This window comes from Clostridium bornimense (assembly GCF_000577895.1).
Taxonomy (GTDB): domain Bacteria; phylum Bacillota; class Clostridia; order Clostridiales; family Clostridiaceae; genus Clostridium_AN; species Clostridium_AN bornimense.
This window is the reverse complement of the sequence record NZ_HG917868.1, coordinates 1,357,237-1,372,727: the sequence shown is the minus strand read 5'-3', so window position 1 is coordinate 1,372,727 and position 15,491 is coordinate 1,357,237. Positions and strand designations below refer to the sequence as shown.

Sequence of the window (15,491 nt, the reverse complement as noted above, 5' to 3'; positions counted from 1 at the left end):
GTCCTCCTTATTGTATTCTTTTGAATCGTTTTTCAAGTTCAGTATTTGTTATTTTAATCATAGTCGGCCTTCCGTGAGGGCAGTTAAACGGATCTTCTATATACCGTAACTGCTCAACTAAAGAGTCCATCTCTTCGTATGTTAGTTTATCATTAGCTTTTACCGCACTTCTACAAGCTAATGTCGCAATTTTATTGTATTTTATATCTATAGTATCTGTGGAAGCCATTTTCTTAATATTATCTAGTATAGATAAAAATAAATCTTTTACTTCAGGTTTACCAAGAAAAATAGGTACCTCTTTTATTACTATTGAATTTCCTCCAAATTCCTCAATTAAGAAACCTGCCTCTTTAAAAACAAGATTATTCTCAGTATATATTATAAAATCATCATATGGCAACTGTATAACTTCTGGACTTAACAATATTTGAGAATGTACCTTTCTACTTTTAATTTCAGAAAAATATTTTTCAAATAGTATTTTTTCATGAGCAGCATGTTGATCTAATAGTATTAATGAATCTGCACCTTCAAGTACAATATAAGTTTTAAGTATTTGACCTATAACTTTAAACTTTGGGAATTTTGGTTCTCTACTGATAATTGGAATATATTCAGTTTTTTCATTGTATACTTCTTTTTCTACCACATTATTATATAATGGTTTAGTCTCTTCATTTATACTTTTTATGTTTCTACTATAAATTTCACCTGAATCATAAACTACTTCTTTTTTAGGTACTTCCATCTCAAAGGTATTATATTTTACTTCAGTTCGTTTAAAATCTAAAGGCATTTCTATTTTTTCTACTACAATATTAGTTGTTTCTTCTCGGTCATTAACCTCTTCTTCTAAAAAATCACTTTTCACATATTCTTTTAATGCATTATGCACCCCATGAAAAACAGTGCTGAATATAACTTTATCATCATTAAATTTAACTTCTGATTTTGTTGGATGTACATTAACATCTATTAATTCAGAATATATATCTAAAAATAGTATAAAAAACGGAAATTTATTAATTGTAAAAAATGATTTTACTGCATTCTCCACAGCTGTTCCAATAAGTTTATTTTTTATATACCTTTTATTTATAAATACGCTTTGATTATTTCTACTTCCCCTAGCTAACTCCATGTTTCCTACATAACCATAAACAGATACTGTATCAGTTATATTTTCAAAGTAAATCAAATTATCTATAGTTGACTTTCCATATACAGATCTTATTACATCTTTTAAATTATCATTTCCTAATGTTAATAATATTCGTTTTCCATTATTATAAAATTTAAATGATATATCCGGATGCGAAAGTGCTATCCTATTAACTATATCAGCAATTAATGAACCTTCTCTTTGAGGAGTTTTCATAAATTTTAGTCTAGCTGGTACATTATAAAATAAATCTCTTACTTCTATCATAGTTCCTTTATTAGTTCCTGCAATAGAGAATGTCTTTTCTATTCCACCTTCAAAAGTAATACTACCTCCATTAGACCCTTCTCTATAAGTAGTAAGGGTTAATTTTGATATTGATGCAATAGAAGGTAATGCTTCACCTCTAAACCCTAGTGTATTTATCTTATAAACATCTTCTATTGAGTTTATTTTACTAGTACCATGTTCCATAAATGCTTTTCTTATATCATCAAAATGTATGCCTATTCCATCATCTATTACTCTAATAAGCTTTTGACCACCGTCTTCTATTTCAATGGTAATATTTTTTGCCTTTGCATCAATAGAATTTTCAATTAATTCTTTAACTACAGAGAGAGGCCTCTCAACTACTTCTCCCGCCGCTATCTTATTGGAGGTTTCATTATCTAATACATTAATTCTATTATCCATATATCCCCCTTTTATAATTTTCTAGCTTCATTTACTAATTTATAAAGCATATTCATACTATCCATCGGTGTCATACTTACTATATCTATTTCTTTTAAAGTTGATATTAAGTTATCTTTTTCTAAAGATTCAAAAGTAATTTGTGTCATTGAATTATTATCACTTAAATAACTACTTTCCTTACTTTCTTCAACTTCTTTAGTTTCATCCTCTGTTACAGATACTTCATCATAAGATACATTATAAGCATTAACAGATTTCTTACCTTCTAATGACTCTAATATTTCTCTTGAACGCTCTACAACTGATTTCGGAAGTCCTGCAAGTTTTGCTACCTCAATACCATAAGATTGATCCTCTTTACCTTCTAGGATCTTGTGCATAAATATTAGCTCATCATCTATTTTCTTTACACCTACATAATAATTTTTAAATCCATCTAAGCTTTGTTCTAATTGTGTTAATTCATGATAATGAGTTGCAAATAGAGTTTTACATTTAGCATTTTTATTCTTAGTTAAATGTTCTATAACAGCCCATGCGATAGATAATCCATCAAATGTAGAAGTACCTCTTCCAACTTCATCTAATAAAACAAGACTCTTATCTGTAACATTATTTAATATATTGGCAACTTCCCACATCTCCACCATAAAAGTAGATTTACCAGAAGCCAAGTCATCAGAGGCACCTATACGTGTAAATATCTTATCGCATATTCCAATTTTACCTGAACTAGCAGGTATAAAAGATCCCATCTGTGCCATCACTGAAATTAATGCTATCTGCCTCATATATGTTGATTTACCACCCATATTAGGTCCAGTAATAAGCATAAAACTTTGCTTTTCATCTAATATTGTATTGTTAGATACAAACTGTCCATTTGAAAGAAGTTTTTCAATAACAGGATGTCGTCCTTCAATAATATCAATTTCATAATCACCTGTTACCACTGGTTTAACATAATTATTTTCTAATGCCACTGTTGCAAGCGAAGCTAGAACATCTAATGTTGACAATACTAATGCACTTTTTTGCATTCTCTCTATTTCATGCTCAACTTTCTCTCGTATATAAATAAAGGTATCATATTCTAAACTTATTAATTTTTCTTCAGCTCCTAAGATTTTTTCTTCCATTACTTTTAATTCTTCTGTAATATATCTTTCTGCATTTGCTAAAGTTTGTTTTCTTATATATCTATCTGTAGGTACTAATTGTAAATTTGTTTTAGTTACCTCTATATAATATCCAAATACTTTATTATAGCTAACCTTAAGTGATTTTATCCCAGTTTCTTCTCTTTCTTTACTCTCTAAGTTTGCAATCCATATACGACCATTTTCTTTTGCTTCACGTAAAGTATCTATATCTTCATTATATCCAGCTTTGATTATATTACCTTCTTTTAAAGTTATTGCTGGTGAGTTACTTATAGACTTATCTAAAAGATCATAAACATCTTTTAATTCATCTAAGTTGCTATACAGATCTTTTAGTAATTCACTATTTATATCTTTAAGTAAGTTCTTAATTTCTGGTATTCTTCCTAATGAGTTTTTCAAGGAAATTAACTCTTTAGCATTTACATTTTTTGATGAAATTTTTCCAACTAATCTTTCTATATCATATATGTCTTTTAGAGCTTCTCTTAAATCTTCCCTCACTGCTAGATTATTATAGAGTTCCTCCACAGCATCTAATCTTCTATTGATAGAATCTTTATTAATAAGAGGCCTTTCAATCCACTTTCTAAGCTGTCTTGCACCCATAGCAGTAGATGTTTTATCTAAAACCCAAAGTAGCGATCCTTTTTTAGACTTATCTTTTAATGTCTCTGTAAGCTCTAAATTTCTTCTACTATTAATATCAATTGATAAATAATTATCAACACTATAAAAATTAATTTTGTTAATATGATTTAAAGATTCTTTTTGAGTCTCTATTATATAATTTAGAGCTCCACAAATAATTAGTTTAGCTGTAGAATCAATTCCTTCTAAAACCGATTGTCCAAAATGTTTTATAAGCTTTTCTTCATTTATGTTAAATATGTCTGAAGTTCTTTTTGTTAATGTAAGCTCTATTCTCTCTTTAATTATATTAATAACCTTATCATCAATACTATCCATTACCAATAATTCTTTTGGTGAATATTTAGATGCCTCTGATATAAGTATACTTTCATCATAATCAAAAGAAGTAACATTAAATTCTCCTGTTGATACATCTGCAAATACTAATGTACACTTATTATTATTTACTCCTAGTGTAAGTATATAATTATTTTTTGATTCCTCTAGAAAAGAAGTATCAGAATAAGTCCCTGGAGTATATATTTTTACAACTCCTCTTTTAACTAATCCTTTAGCTTTTGATGGATCTTCTAATTGTTCAACAATAGCTACTTTATATCCTCTAGAAACTAATCTTCCAATATACATTGAAGATGCATGAAATGGTACACCACACATTGGTGCTCTTTTTTCTAAGCCACAATCTCTTCCTGTAAGCACTAACTCTAATTCTCGCGCTGCTATTTCTGCATCCTCAAAAAACATTTCATAAAAATCGCCTAATCTATAAAAAATAATACAATCCTTACAAGTCTCCTTTATTTCAACATATTGCTTCATCATCGGGGTAAGTGCCATATACATTCCTCCATAAAATGTCATCTTTTTATTAATATACACCTATTTTAACACATATTTTTATAAACGCATCCATATATAAAAAAGAAAGCTTTAAAAATTCATCTAAATTCTTTAAAACTTTCTTCGTTTCATAATATATTTTAAGTTTTCAACTTAACATGCATCTGCCTCTACTTCATTAGTAAAGGCCTTACCTTGCCACCTTCTCTTTTTCCATCTATTATAGACTAAAATTCCTCTAAACCATTCGTCAATAGCAAATGCTATCCACATACCGATTAATCCAAGTTTAAATTGTATACCTAGTATGTATGCAAGTCCAACTCCAAATATCCACATTGATATTATACCTATATAAACGGGGAATTTAACATCCCCAGCTGCTCTTAAGGAATTAATACCAACTAGATTTATAGATCTGCCTGGTTCTAAAAATACATCTATAATTAATACTAAAGCTCCCATTTCAATTATTACAGCATTATTAGAGAATAAAGACATTAGTCTACTACCAAAAAGTGCAAATACTCCACTAATTAATACACTTACTAAAATTGATTTTTTTATTGAATTAATTCCTATATTTAATGCCTCATCATTTTTATCCTCACCAACTAATTGCCCTACTAATATACTAGTCCCTTGTCCTAATGAAGTAGAAAATATATATGCAAAACTTATTAGATTCATAGCATAGCTTTTTGTAGCCATAGCATTTATACTAATCATATTTATAAAAGATGTAATTACTAATTGTGATAAATTATATGATATTTGTTCTCCAGCAGCTGGTATACCTATTGCTAATATATTTTTTAAATCATCTTCAGGTGAAACCTTTATACATTTTAAGGAATTTCCTCTTAATATCTTTACATATAAAACAATACCAAGTATTATCATACCAATTATTCTACTGGTACTAGTTCCTATAGCAGCACCAACGGCACCTAATTCCGGAACTCCAAATTTACCAAATATAAAGATGTAGTTACAAATTACATTTGTTATATTCATTATTAAAGTAACATACATACAAACCTTTGTGTACCCATGTGGTCTCAAAATTGCAGTAAACGTTTGTAGTATAGACTGTGTAAAAATAAAACCACCAACAATAACAAGATATTCTTTACCTATTCCTAGAATCTCTTCTGAGGTATTTAACATCTTAAGCATTACAGTACTTCCAACTACAACTAGACCACTACAAAATATACCTATCAAAGTATTAAAACATATAGAAACACCACATAACCTAATAATATTATCATTATTACTACTTTTATTTTTTTTATTTGCTCCAATATATTGTGCTGTTAAAATTGAAGTCCCCGAGGTTATTATCCCGAACATTAAACTAAACATCCATATAATCTGATTAGAAACGCCCACTGCTGCAACAGCATTATCTGAAAATTTTCCAAGCATAAATACATCCATACTTCCTAAAAAAGAAAGTAATACTGATTCTATGAATATAGGCCATGTGTAATTAAATAACTTCCTTTTAATAGTTTTATCCCTTTGCATATGTCATCCCCCTGTTTGTTTTTGTCAATATTTATTATATCGTATACATATAAATAATTTTTTATCTCATTACAAAACAAAAGCAAAAGTATTTGTTGCTTATTTAATACTTTTGCTTTTAAATGCTATTCTATAATTTACTTCTTTACTTTCTCTATTTATTGATATCTTATATATAGGAGGACATTGCTCACTTATCCATAATTTCATATATTTATCATTTACTCTTGCTGTATAATAATATTTCTCATCATATAAATCTGAGAATTGAAAAAATTCAACAATACTATCTTTATCAATATCAATATTATCTTTATTATAGTTATTTAATATTGGTAACAAAAACCTTAAAGGAATTTCATATGTATATTCACCTCTTATCTTTTTTCCTTCTATTAATAATCTTTTAAGTAACTTGTCATTACTGATATTATCATCTGTTATAGCAACTTTGAAAATAAAGTTTGAATTTCTCTTTTCTTCAATTTTGATTTTTATCATTGGATTCTCCTAATAGATTTTTTATTATAAGTATATTATATATGATAAAAAAAACAAGTCACTAGAAAACTTCTAGTGACTCAATTCTTTATAGAAATGCAATCTTAAAAATAAATAATACTGCTAATATAATCATAACCCATGATACATTTGCTTTTTTCTCATCTTTCTTAGCAAATATATTATAAAGTATATTTATGATAACATATGATAATACACCTAGTGTTAATCCATCACCTATGCTATATGTTAAAGGCATAGCAGCTATTGTTAAAAATGCTGGAACTCCTTCAGTTATATTATCAAAGTCTATATCCTTAACCACACCAAGCATTAAGTAACCAACATACATAAGTGCTGGAGCTGTAGCACAACTAGGAATAGCAACAAATATTGGGGAAAAGAACATTGCTAAAAAGAATAATACACCTGTAGTTATCGCTGTATATCCTGTTCTTCCACCAGCAGCGACTCCTGTAGAACTTTCAACGTAAGTTGTAACAGTTGAAACTCCCATAGCTGCTCCAGCTGTAGTTGAAACTGCATCAACTAATAAAGCTCTACCGACACCTGGTAACTTTCCATCTTTATCAAGCATTTTTGCCTTAGATGCAACACCTACTAATGTACCTACAGTATCAAAGAAATCTACAAATAAGAATGTACATACTATTGTAATAAATGTTGCAATAGTATCCTTGTGAAAAGCATATCCAAAATCTAATTTTCCTGCTATCGGTGATATACTTTCAAACTTAAATAATCCATTTGGTAAATAAATTGATAGCTTTGCAGCATAATCTGCATCAATAATTGCTATTCCCCATGCTAATATAGATGATACTGCTATACCATATAATATTGCACCTTTTACCTTTTTCTTGTCTAATACAGCTATTATAATTAATCCAACTAAACTTATAACAACTGCTGGAGTGAAACTTCCCATAGCAACTAAAGTTGAATCATCATTTACAACTAATCCAGATCCTTGAACACCAACGAAAGCGATAAAAAGACCTATTCCTCCTGTAACAGCTAACTTTAAATTTTTAGGTATTGCATTTACTACTGCTTCACGCACTTTGAAAAGTGATAGTAATATAAATATAATTCCTTCAACAAAAACTGCTGTTAATGCTACTTCCCAAGAAATTCCTTTACCAATAACAACCGAATAAGCAAAGTAAGCATTTAATCCCATACCTGATGCTAATGCAAATGGTAAGTTAGCAAATATACCCATCAATATACATCCTATAGCTGCTGTTAAACATGTAGCAGTAACAAGAGCACCTTGATCCATACCAGTTGCTCCAAGAATTTGAGGATTAACTGCTATAATATAAGCCATTGTTAAAAATGTTGTAATACCAGCTACTACCTCTTTCTTGTAATCCACTTTTTTGTTCGAAAGAATAGGTAAAATTCTTTCTTTAGGTGATAAGTTTTCCATTATTATTCCTCCTAAATGTTAAAGTCAAAAACCCGTTATAAGTTGAAATTTTTTCACTCATAACGGGCCATATATAATCGATTTATCTTCAATTATATATACTCATAGTCAAGATGTTTACGGTATCTTGGTAGAAACTTATGACCCCTATCGCCAAAATTATATGAGCTATTAATCTTAGTTAATTATAAAAGCTTTGATATAATTCGTCAAGAGACGAATAAATTTATCTTTTATATATATATAATTCGGCATATTGATATTTTAACTATAACTAAACTCTTTGATTTATTCTCATTTTTTTGATATAGTAAATATAGCTAAACTTAGTGTAACACTTTTTATATTTATTTATTATACTGTTAATAAAAATATTGATAATTAATAACCTAGGAGGTTTATTTCATGATAATAAAATGTATCGATAATAATTTATGCTCTACACTGACATTGAATAAAGAATACACTGTTATTGAAGAGGGTCCAGAATATTACGTTATTCTTGATGATACAAGAAATGAAACTACTTGTAAAAAATCTCGTTTTGAAATCATAATGGATAGTGATTTAACAAAAAAATGTAAAGCTACTATAAATGAGTTATCTTACCAACTTCAAAGTGATTTTAAAGACATCAAGAATTTTACTATACGAAAGAATTCAAAAGGAGATATAAAAGAAATAATAATTAAATTTAAATATGAATAAATAAATGTTTACTTATGAAGAACGGTTAATTTCTTTGCCGTTCTTTTCATATTTATTTTATATAACATTCTACACGGAGGCATAAATGAAGAATAAAAATAACTTAATAACTCATAATGACAAATCTGATGAAATTCGATTAAATAAGTTTATAAGTGAAACTGGATTTTGTTCTAGAAGAGAAGCTGATAAGTTAATAGAAAACAGACGTGTTAAAATAGATGGTGTTATCGCAGAGACAGGAATGAAAGTATCTAAATCAAATGTAGTTACAATTGACAATAAAATTATAAAAAATACTAATAACCTTATTTATATTGCATTGAATAAACCTGTTGGTATAACATGCACAACTGAAAAATCAGTGAAAGGAAATATTGTTGATTTCATTAATCATGATAAGAGGATTTTTCCAATTGGCCGTCTTGATAAAGATTCACAAGGATTAATTTTTTTAACTAATGATGGTGATATTGTTAACAAAATTCTACGTGCTGGCAATAATCACGAAAAAGAATATATTGTTACAGTAGATAAACGTATAACTACAAACTTTATAAATAAAATGAGTAATGGTGTACCTATTTTAGATACAGTTACTAAAAAGTGTAAAGTAAAAAAAATTAGTGATTATAAGTTCAATATAATTTTAACGCAAGGCTTAAATAGACAAATTCGCAGAATGTGTTCTCATTTTAATTATAATGTAACAAAATTAGAAAGAATAAGGATTATGAATGTCAAATTAGATAAACTTCCTTTAGGAAAATGGAGATATTTAACCGAAGATGAGCTTAAATGTATAAATAATCTTATTTCTGATTCATCTAAAACATAAATTTATCTATTTTTACAAAACTACTTATAAAAATATATATAACTGACCAATATTAATTTACGAATTTTTATTATATAATTTACTTAAGGTAATTATAAGGGGGATTAGGTATGATAGTTAAATGTATTGATAATGATTTATGTTCTACTCTTACTCTCAATAAAGAGTATTTTGTATTAGAAGAAGGGCCAGAATATTATGTTATATTAGATGATCTACATAATGAAACTACATGTAAAAAAAGTAGATTTGTAATTATAGAAGATGGAGATTTAGCCAAAAAGTGTAAAGCTACTATTAACGAATTAAATTATCAACTTGATAATGAGTTTGTTGATATTAAAAACTTTATTATAAGAAAAAATTCTAAGGGAAGTATCAAAGAAATACTAATAAAATTCAAGTATGAATAAAAAAACTGTTGCATCTAACTCTGGTTAGTCTGCAACAGTTTTTTTTAATATTTATATAATCTTGTATAGGCCATTTTTATTTTCTAGTAACATTCCTGAATGTAAATTATATTATAATAATATAGTTTTTTTCGGAGGAATGCTATGGATTACGAGATTATAGACTGTATCGATTGTGGCACTGAATATTGTCCATGCCATCTTGCATTATCAGGAGATTGTATACTTTGCTCTCACTTACAAGGTAACGAATTCTGTGATTGTAAGAATTGGCATGGAGTATGTATTTATAAAGAACTATTTGATAATGGTTTTAAAGCAAAAGAAGGTCGCAAAACCTATAAATGTAAAATATTAAACAAGACCCTTCTTGAAGAGAATTTATTAGAGTTAAGGATATTAGTTTCTAAAGCACTAGCTGAAAGTTTAAATGTTCCTGGTTCTTATGTTTTCATGAGAGCGCCTAATGATAATTTATATTATGATACTCCAATATCAATTATGGATGTTGATGATGAAAATAATATTGTATCCTTTGTTATAGAATTAAAAGGTATAAAGACAAAATCTATTTCTAATTTAAATGAACATGATGATATATTATTGAGAGCTCCTTATTGGAATGGAGTCCTTGGATTAAAAAATTTAAATAAAACTCATGATAAAAATGTCCTTATAATATCTCGCGGTATTGGTTTTGCACCAATGATGCCTGTCTTAAAAAAATTATATACTAGAGGAAACAACATTTCTTTAATATTAGATAAAGGTGCATTTAAAACTGATTACATTGATGAACTTATAAATAAATATAATATAACTCCAATATATATGAATACAATAGATAAAGGCGAACTCCCTAAAGCACTTAAAGACTACTTAACGATAAATAAATTTGACCTAATTCACATAGATGGTCCTGATATATTAATAAGTAATATAATAACTTACAATGATGATTCTACATCATATTCTTGTTGCAATAATGCGAAAATGTGTTGCGGCGAAGGAATCTGCGGTGCTTGTACATCACGTTATAAAGGTCATGTTGTAAAACGTCTTTGCAAAGTACAAGTAGATCCTAAATTTATTTTCGAAGGGAGACGTTTAATATGAAAGTAGTTATAATCGGTGGTGGTTGGTCTGGTGTATCCGCTGCAATAACTGCTAGTAAAGCAGGTGCGGAAGTACATTTATATGAAAAAACAGATTTACTTTTGGGTTTAGGTAATGTAGGTGGAATAATGAGAAATAACGGTAGATTTACCGCTGCTGAAGAGTTAAAAGCACTAGGCGCAGGAGAATTAATAGATATATGTGATAACTTGAGTCGTCATAAAAATATTGACTTTCCAGGCCACAAACATGCTTGGCTTTATGATGTAAATAAAATAGAACCAGCAGTAAGGAATAAAATAATAGATATGGGAATCAATATACACTTTAAAACTAGAGTTATAGACGTAAAAAAGAAGGAAGATACTATAGAGTCAATCATTTTAAGTGATGGAAGTGAAGTCAGTGGAGATGTATTTATCGAAACAACAGGTTCTACTGGACCTATGGGTAATTGTTTAAAATACGGAAATGGATGCTCAATGTGTATATTAAGATGTCCATCATTTGGACCAAGGGTTTCTATAAGTGCTCGTGCTGGTATAGAAGATTTACAAGGTATGAGAAGCGATGAGAATCCTGGCGCTATGTCTGGCTCCTGTAAAATTTTAAAAGAAACCCTCTCCAAAGATATTGTAGAAGAATTAGATGAAAAAGGTGTTGTAGTTATTGAAATTCCGAAAGAAGATATAAATATGGATAAACTAAAAAGTAAAGTATGTCAACAATATGCATTAAAAGAATTTGCAGAGAACATCATCCTATTAGATACTGGACATGCAAAATTAATGACAACTTATTACCCCTTGGAAAAATTAAGAAAAATTAAAGGTTTAGAAGAAGCTAGATATTGCGATCCTTATTCAGGTGGAATTGGGAACTCTATAAGATATTTATCTGTAGCTCCTAGATATGATGATATGAAAGTAAAAGGTTTAGATAATCTATTCTGTGCAGGAGAAAAAGGTGGATTATTTGTTGGTCATACAGAGGCAATCTGCACCGGTGCTTTAGCTGGATACAATGCAGTAAGATTTGTTTTAGGTATGCCTCTTCTTATTTTACCTAGAAGTATAGCAATCGGCGATATAATATCATATGCAAACTATAAGATGTCAACAAAAGAAGGACGAAAAAATAGATATACATTTGCTGGATCTGAATACTTCAAACGAATGCAAGATGTAGGGCTATACACTACCGATGTAGATAAAATAGTTAAAAATATTAAGAAGTTAAATTTGTACAATATATTTAATGAAAAAATAGTATGATAAATAAGGGGGCGCATTAACAAATAAAAAGTTGTTAGTGATACCTCCTTTTATTATGACACAAGGTAAGGCACAGGTCACAAGTAAGATTTTCTTATATTTACTATAAATCCATATATTTATCAAGTTATATGAATGTGCAACCTTTATTAGCCCTCTGTAATGACTTTTATATTAGCTGTGATATAAGTAAGAGACATAGCCTAACTTATATCATTCAATTAAACACTTAAAATTTCAGAAATTCTGCAGGAATTTCATCCATACCTGTGCCTTGTGCCCTCATACTTGTACCATGCACTATACCTTTCATTTGCTTTATTTTGCTAAAAAAGCTGCCACATTCATTTGTGCGACAGCCCCTTATATACTATATTTAGAACATATTATTATCATCTGTTCCTAAGTATTTAATTTCTTCTAATGAACAATTTACTGAATCAGATAAAATCTTAGCATTTCTTCTCTTAAGTGAAATAAAGTCATTATTCTCTATTCTTTCTAAAAATTTAGGATTAATATAACTATCTTTAAGAACATCAATTAATGCTTTTCCTGACAAATATACTTTATGTTGATACTTAACAGTATCAAGTAAAAATACATCGTCACCATCTGTACAACTTTCTATCCTTCTTGGGCTACATAATAATTGACTTGCGATATCTTTATAATTATCACTCTTAAAAGATTCAACACTACTATCAATAATAGAAGCTAAATCTTTAGAAGACATAGTTATTACACAATCCTTAGATTTTAATTCTTTTAATCTCTCTCTACATAACTTAGAATCTAATATAAACTCTTCGTTTGATAGTGTATTATTATAGGATACCTTTTTTTCAGTAGGCTCTACTTCTTTTACTTTAGTATTTGCCTTTATTTCATCATAAAGTATATCCTCTACAGGAATTTGCAGATAATTAGATAAATGTTTTAAATCTTTATCTCTAACTTCAGTATAAGCATTTAATGAATTATATACTTCATATAATAACTTATCATTATCAATAAAACCTGGTATTTCTTGTTTTATCTCATCAGCAAAACGTTTTATTCTGTTGACATCAACTTTATATACCTTTTCTTCCACATTACTATATGATGATTCATCATATAAAATTTTATCACTAGAAACTTGCAGTGATAATGAGATACATTCAAGTTCTGTTTCTGTAACTTCAACAAAATCATTATAAGAATTATATATGTTCATTAATAACGTATCATTTTCAGCAAAATTAGGTATATCATATTTTATAGAATCAATGATATCACATATTTTTTTTACATCCACTTCATATAAAGTAGAGCTGTTCTCTTTAGAATTTTCACTACCATAAAGTATTTCATCATTAGAAACTTGTAATGCCTTTTTTATATAATTAAATTCTACAACATCAAAATCCATATAATCATCAAATGAGTTATATATACTCATTAACATATCATCATTTTCTGCAAAATCAGAAATTTCTTTTCTAATATTATTAATAATATCATATACCTTCTGTACATCTACTTTATACATTTTACTCTCCATTCCAGAACCCCCGTTTGTATATTACATATATTGTTTCTAAATAACATTATATATTTATTTTACATTTTATTTAATTTTACACTAAATAAAGTAAATTTACAATCGCAATTTATCGATATTTGTAAATTTATTTAATAAATTAAAATATAAAAATAAAAAAGCAAGATAAATCCTTGCTTTTTTATATAAATACAAAATATTATTCTACTATTTTTCCTATTAATGAGAAAGATTGAGCTTTTGTTATCTCTACATTAACTAATTTTCCAATCAAATCTTTACTTCCTTCAAAGTTAACAAGTCTACCATTTCTAGTTCTTCCTGAAACTTTTGTATCATCATTCTTACTTAAACCTTCTACTAAAACCTCTAAAATTCTGCCTTCATATTTCTTATTTTTCTCAGCTATTATTTTGTTTACTTCATCAATCAAAATATTAAATCTTCTATGTTTAGTTTCTTCATCAACTTGATTTTCAAGTTTAGCAGCAGGAGTACCTTGTCTTATAGAATATAAGAAGGTAAATGCAGAATCATATTCAACTTCCTTTACAAGAGCTAATGTATCTTCAAATTCTTCTTCTGTCTCTCCAGGGAATCCAATGATTATATCAGTAGTTATTGATACATCTGGTATTTTTGCTTTAATTTCCTTCATTAACTCTAGATATTTTTCTCTTGTATAATTTCTATTCATACGTCTTAACAATGTATTAGATCCTGCTTGGACAGGTAAATGAATTTGTTCACATAATTTATCACATTCTGCAATAGCATCAATAACATCAGAAGTTAAATCCTTAGGATGAGATGTCATAAATCTTACTCTTTCTAATCCCTCTATTTCATTTACTAACCTAAGAAGTTTTGCAAAATTAATATCTTCTTCTAACCCCTTACCATAAGAGTTAACATTTTGACCTAATAAAGTTACCTCTTTATATCCTTCATTAACTAATCCTTTAATTTCATTAATAATATCTTCTGGCTTTCTACTTCTTTCCCTTCCTCTAACATAAGGAACAATACAATAAGTACAGAAGTTATTACATCCATACATTATTGTTACAAATGCCTTTACATCACTTTTTCTGTCTATAGGTATACCTTCGATTATCCCTTCATCTTTTTGTTTTATTTCAACAATAGATTTTCCCTCTTGTCTAGCTCTATTTAAATATTCTGGGAACTTATGAGCATTATGGGTACCAAAAATTATATCTACGTGTGGAAATCTTTTTATAATTTCTTCAGCCATTCCTTCTTGTTGCATCATACATCCACATATAGAAATAATTAAATTAGGATTTTTTTCTTTTAGCTTCTTTAACATACCTAAGTTACCATAAACTTTTTGTTCGGCATTTTCTCTAACACAACAAGTATTAAAGATAATAATATCTGCCTCTTCTCTTTGATCAGTAGGTGAATACCCTAAAGATTTTAACATACCAGATATCTTTTCTGAATCTTCTTCATTCATTTGGCAGCCCCAAGTTTCAATTATATATCTTAAATTATTTTCTTTCATTAAATTTTACACTCCTAATCTAAAAATATCACTTTCAGTATTATAACAATATTT

Annotated in this window: 12 protein-coding genes and 1 riboswitch; of the genes, 5 read left to right on the top strand and 7 right to left on the bottom strand. The window is 28.2% G+C overall.

Annotation, left to right across the window (positions count from 1 at the left end; genetic code table 11):
* Window positions 1-7 precede the first annotated feature (7 nt).
* The 5 genes from mutL to CM240_RS06025 all read right to left on the bottom strand — a co-directional run bounded on the left by mutL (window position 8) and on the right by CM240_RS06025 (window position 8,011).
* Window positions 8-1,861, bottom strand: coding sequence for a DNA mismatch repair endonuclease MutL (mutL, locus tag CM240_RS06045; protein WP_044037422.1), 1,854 nt, complete (start codon window positions 1,859-1,861; stop codon window positions 8-10).
* A gap of 11 nt (window positions 1,862-1,872) precedes the next feature.
* Window positions 1,873-4,518, bottom strand: a complete 2,646-nt coding sequence (gene mutS / locus CM240_RS06040; protein WP_044037420.1) for a DNA mismatch repair protein MutS — start codon at window positions 4,516-4,518, stop codon at window positions 1,873-1,875.
* A 156-nt stretch (window positions 4,519-4,674) separates the two neighbouring features.
* Window positions 4,675-6,054: an MATE family efflux transporter gene (locus CM240_RS06035; RefSeq protein WP_044037418.1), complete on the bottom strand. Its 1,380-nt coding sequence runs from the start codon at window positions 6,052-6,054 to the stop codon at window positions 4,675-4,677.
* 99 nt (window positions 6,055-6,153) lie between these two features.
* Window positions 6,154-6,555 (bottom strand): hypothetical protein, encoded by a 402-nt coding sequence (locus CM240_RS06030; protein ID WP_044037416.1) that lies wholly within the window; start codon window positions 6,553-6,555, stop codon window positions 6,154-6,156.
* A gap of 88 nt (window positions 6,556-6,643) precedes the next feature.
* Window positions 6,644-8,011: an NCS2 family permease gene (locus tag CM240_RS06025; RefSeq protein WP_044037415.1), complete on the bottom strand. Its 1,368-nt coding sequence runs from the start codon at window positions 8,009-8,011 to the stop codon at window positions 6,644-6,646.
* 85 nt (window positions 8,012-8,096) lie between these two features.
* A riboswitch (purine riboswitch) is annotated at window positions 8,097-8,198 on the bottom strand.
* A 218-nt stretch (window positions 8,199-8,416) separates the two neighbouring features.
* Between CM240_RS06025 and CM240_RS06020 the strand changes: the two genes are divergently transcribed.
* The 5 genes from CM240_RS06020 (at window position 8,417) to CM240_RS06000 (ending at window position 12,360) form a co-directional block, all read left to right on the top strand.
* Window positions 8,417-8,719: a hypothetical protein gene (locus CM240_RS06020; protein WP_044037413.1), complete on the top strand. Its 303-nt coding sequence runs from the start codon at window positions 8,417-8,419 to the stop codon at window positions 8,717-8,719.
* Between the two features lie 85 nt (window positions 8,720-8,804).
* Window positions 8,805-9,557 carry a 23S rRNA pseudouridine(2604) synthase RluF gene (gene rluF, locus CM240_RS06015; RefSeq protein WP_044037411.1) on the top strand — a complete coding sequence of 251 codons (753 nt, stop codon included), beginning with the start codon at window positions 8,805-8,807 and terminating at the stop codon, window positions 9,555-9,557.
* Window positions 9,558-9,667: 110 nt separating this feature from the next.
* On the top strand, window positions 9,668-9,970 hold the full coding sequence (locus tag CM240_RS06010) for a hypothetical protein (protein ID WP_044037409.1): 303 nt from the start codon (window positions 9,668-9,670) through the stop codon (window positions 9,968-9,970).
* Between the two features lie 144 nt (window positions 9,971-10,114).
* Window positions 10,115-11,086 carry a sulfide/dihydroorotate dehydrogenase-like FAD/NAD-binding protein gene (locus CM240_RS06005; RefSeq protein ID WP_044037408.1) on the top strand — a complete coding sequence of 324 codons (972 nt, stop codon included), beginning with the start codon at window positions 10,115-10,117 and terminating at the stop codon, window positions 11,084-11,086.
* On the top strand, window positions 11,083-12,360 hold the full coding sequence (locus tag CM240_RS06000; protein WP_044037407.1) for an FAD-dependent oxidoreductase: 1,278 nt from the start codon (window positions 11,083-11,085) through the stop codon (window positions 12,358-12,360). Before CM240_RS06005 ends, CM240_RS06000 begins: the two co-directional genes overlap by 4 nt.
* A 376-nt stretch (window positions 12,361-12,736) precedes the next feature.
* On the opposite strand, the gene CM240_RS05995 is transcribed toward CM240_RS06000, so the two are convergent.
* Window positions 12,737-13,906: a hypothetical protein gene (locus CM240_RS05995; RefSeq protein WP_044037405.1), complete on the bottom strand. Its 1,170-nt coding sequence runs from the start codon at window positions 13,904-13,906 to the stop codon at window positions 12,737-12,739.
* A 199-nt stretch (window positions 13,907-14,105) separates the two neighbouring features.
* Window positions 14,106-15,437: a tRNA (N6-isopentenyl adenosine(37)-C2)-methylthiotransferase MiaB gene (gene miaB, locus CM240_RS05990; protein WP_044037403.1), complete on the bottom strand. Its 1,332-nt coding sequence runs from the start codon at window positions 15,435-15,437 to the stop codon at window positions 14,106-14,108.
* Window positions 15,438-15,491: the final 54 nt, after the last annotated feature.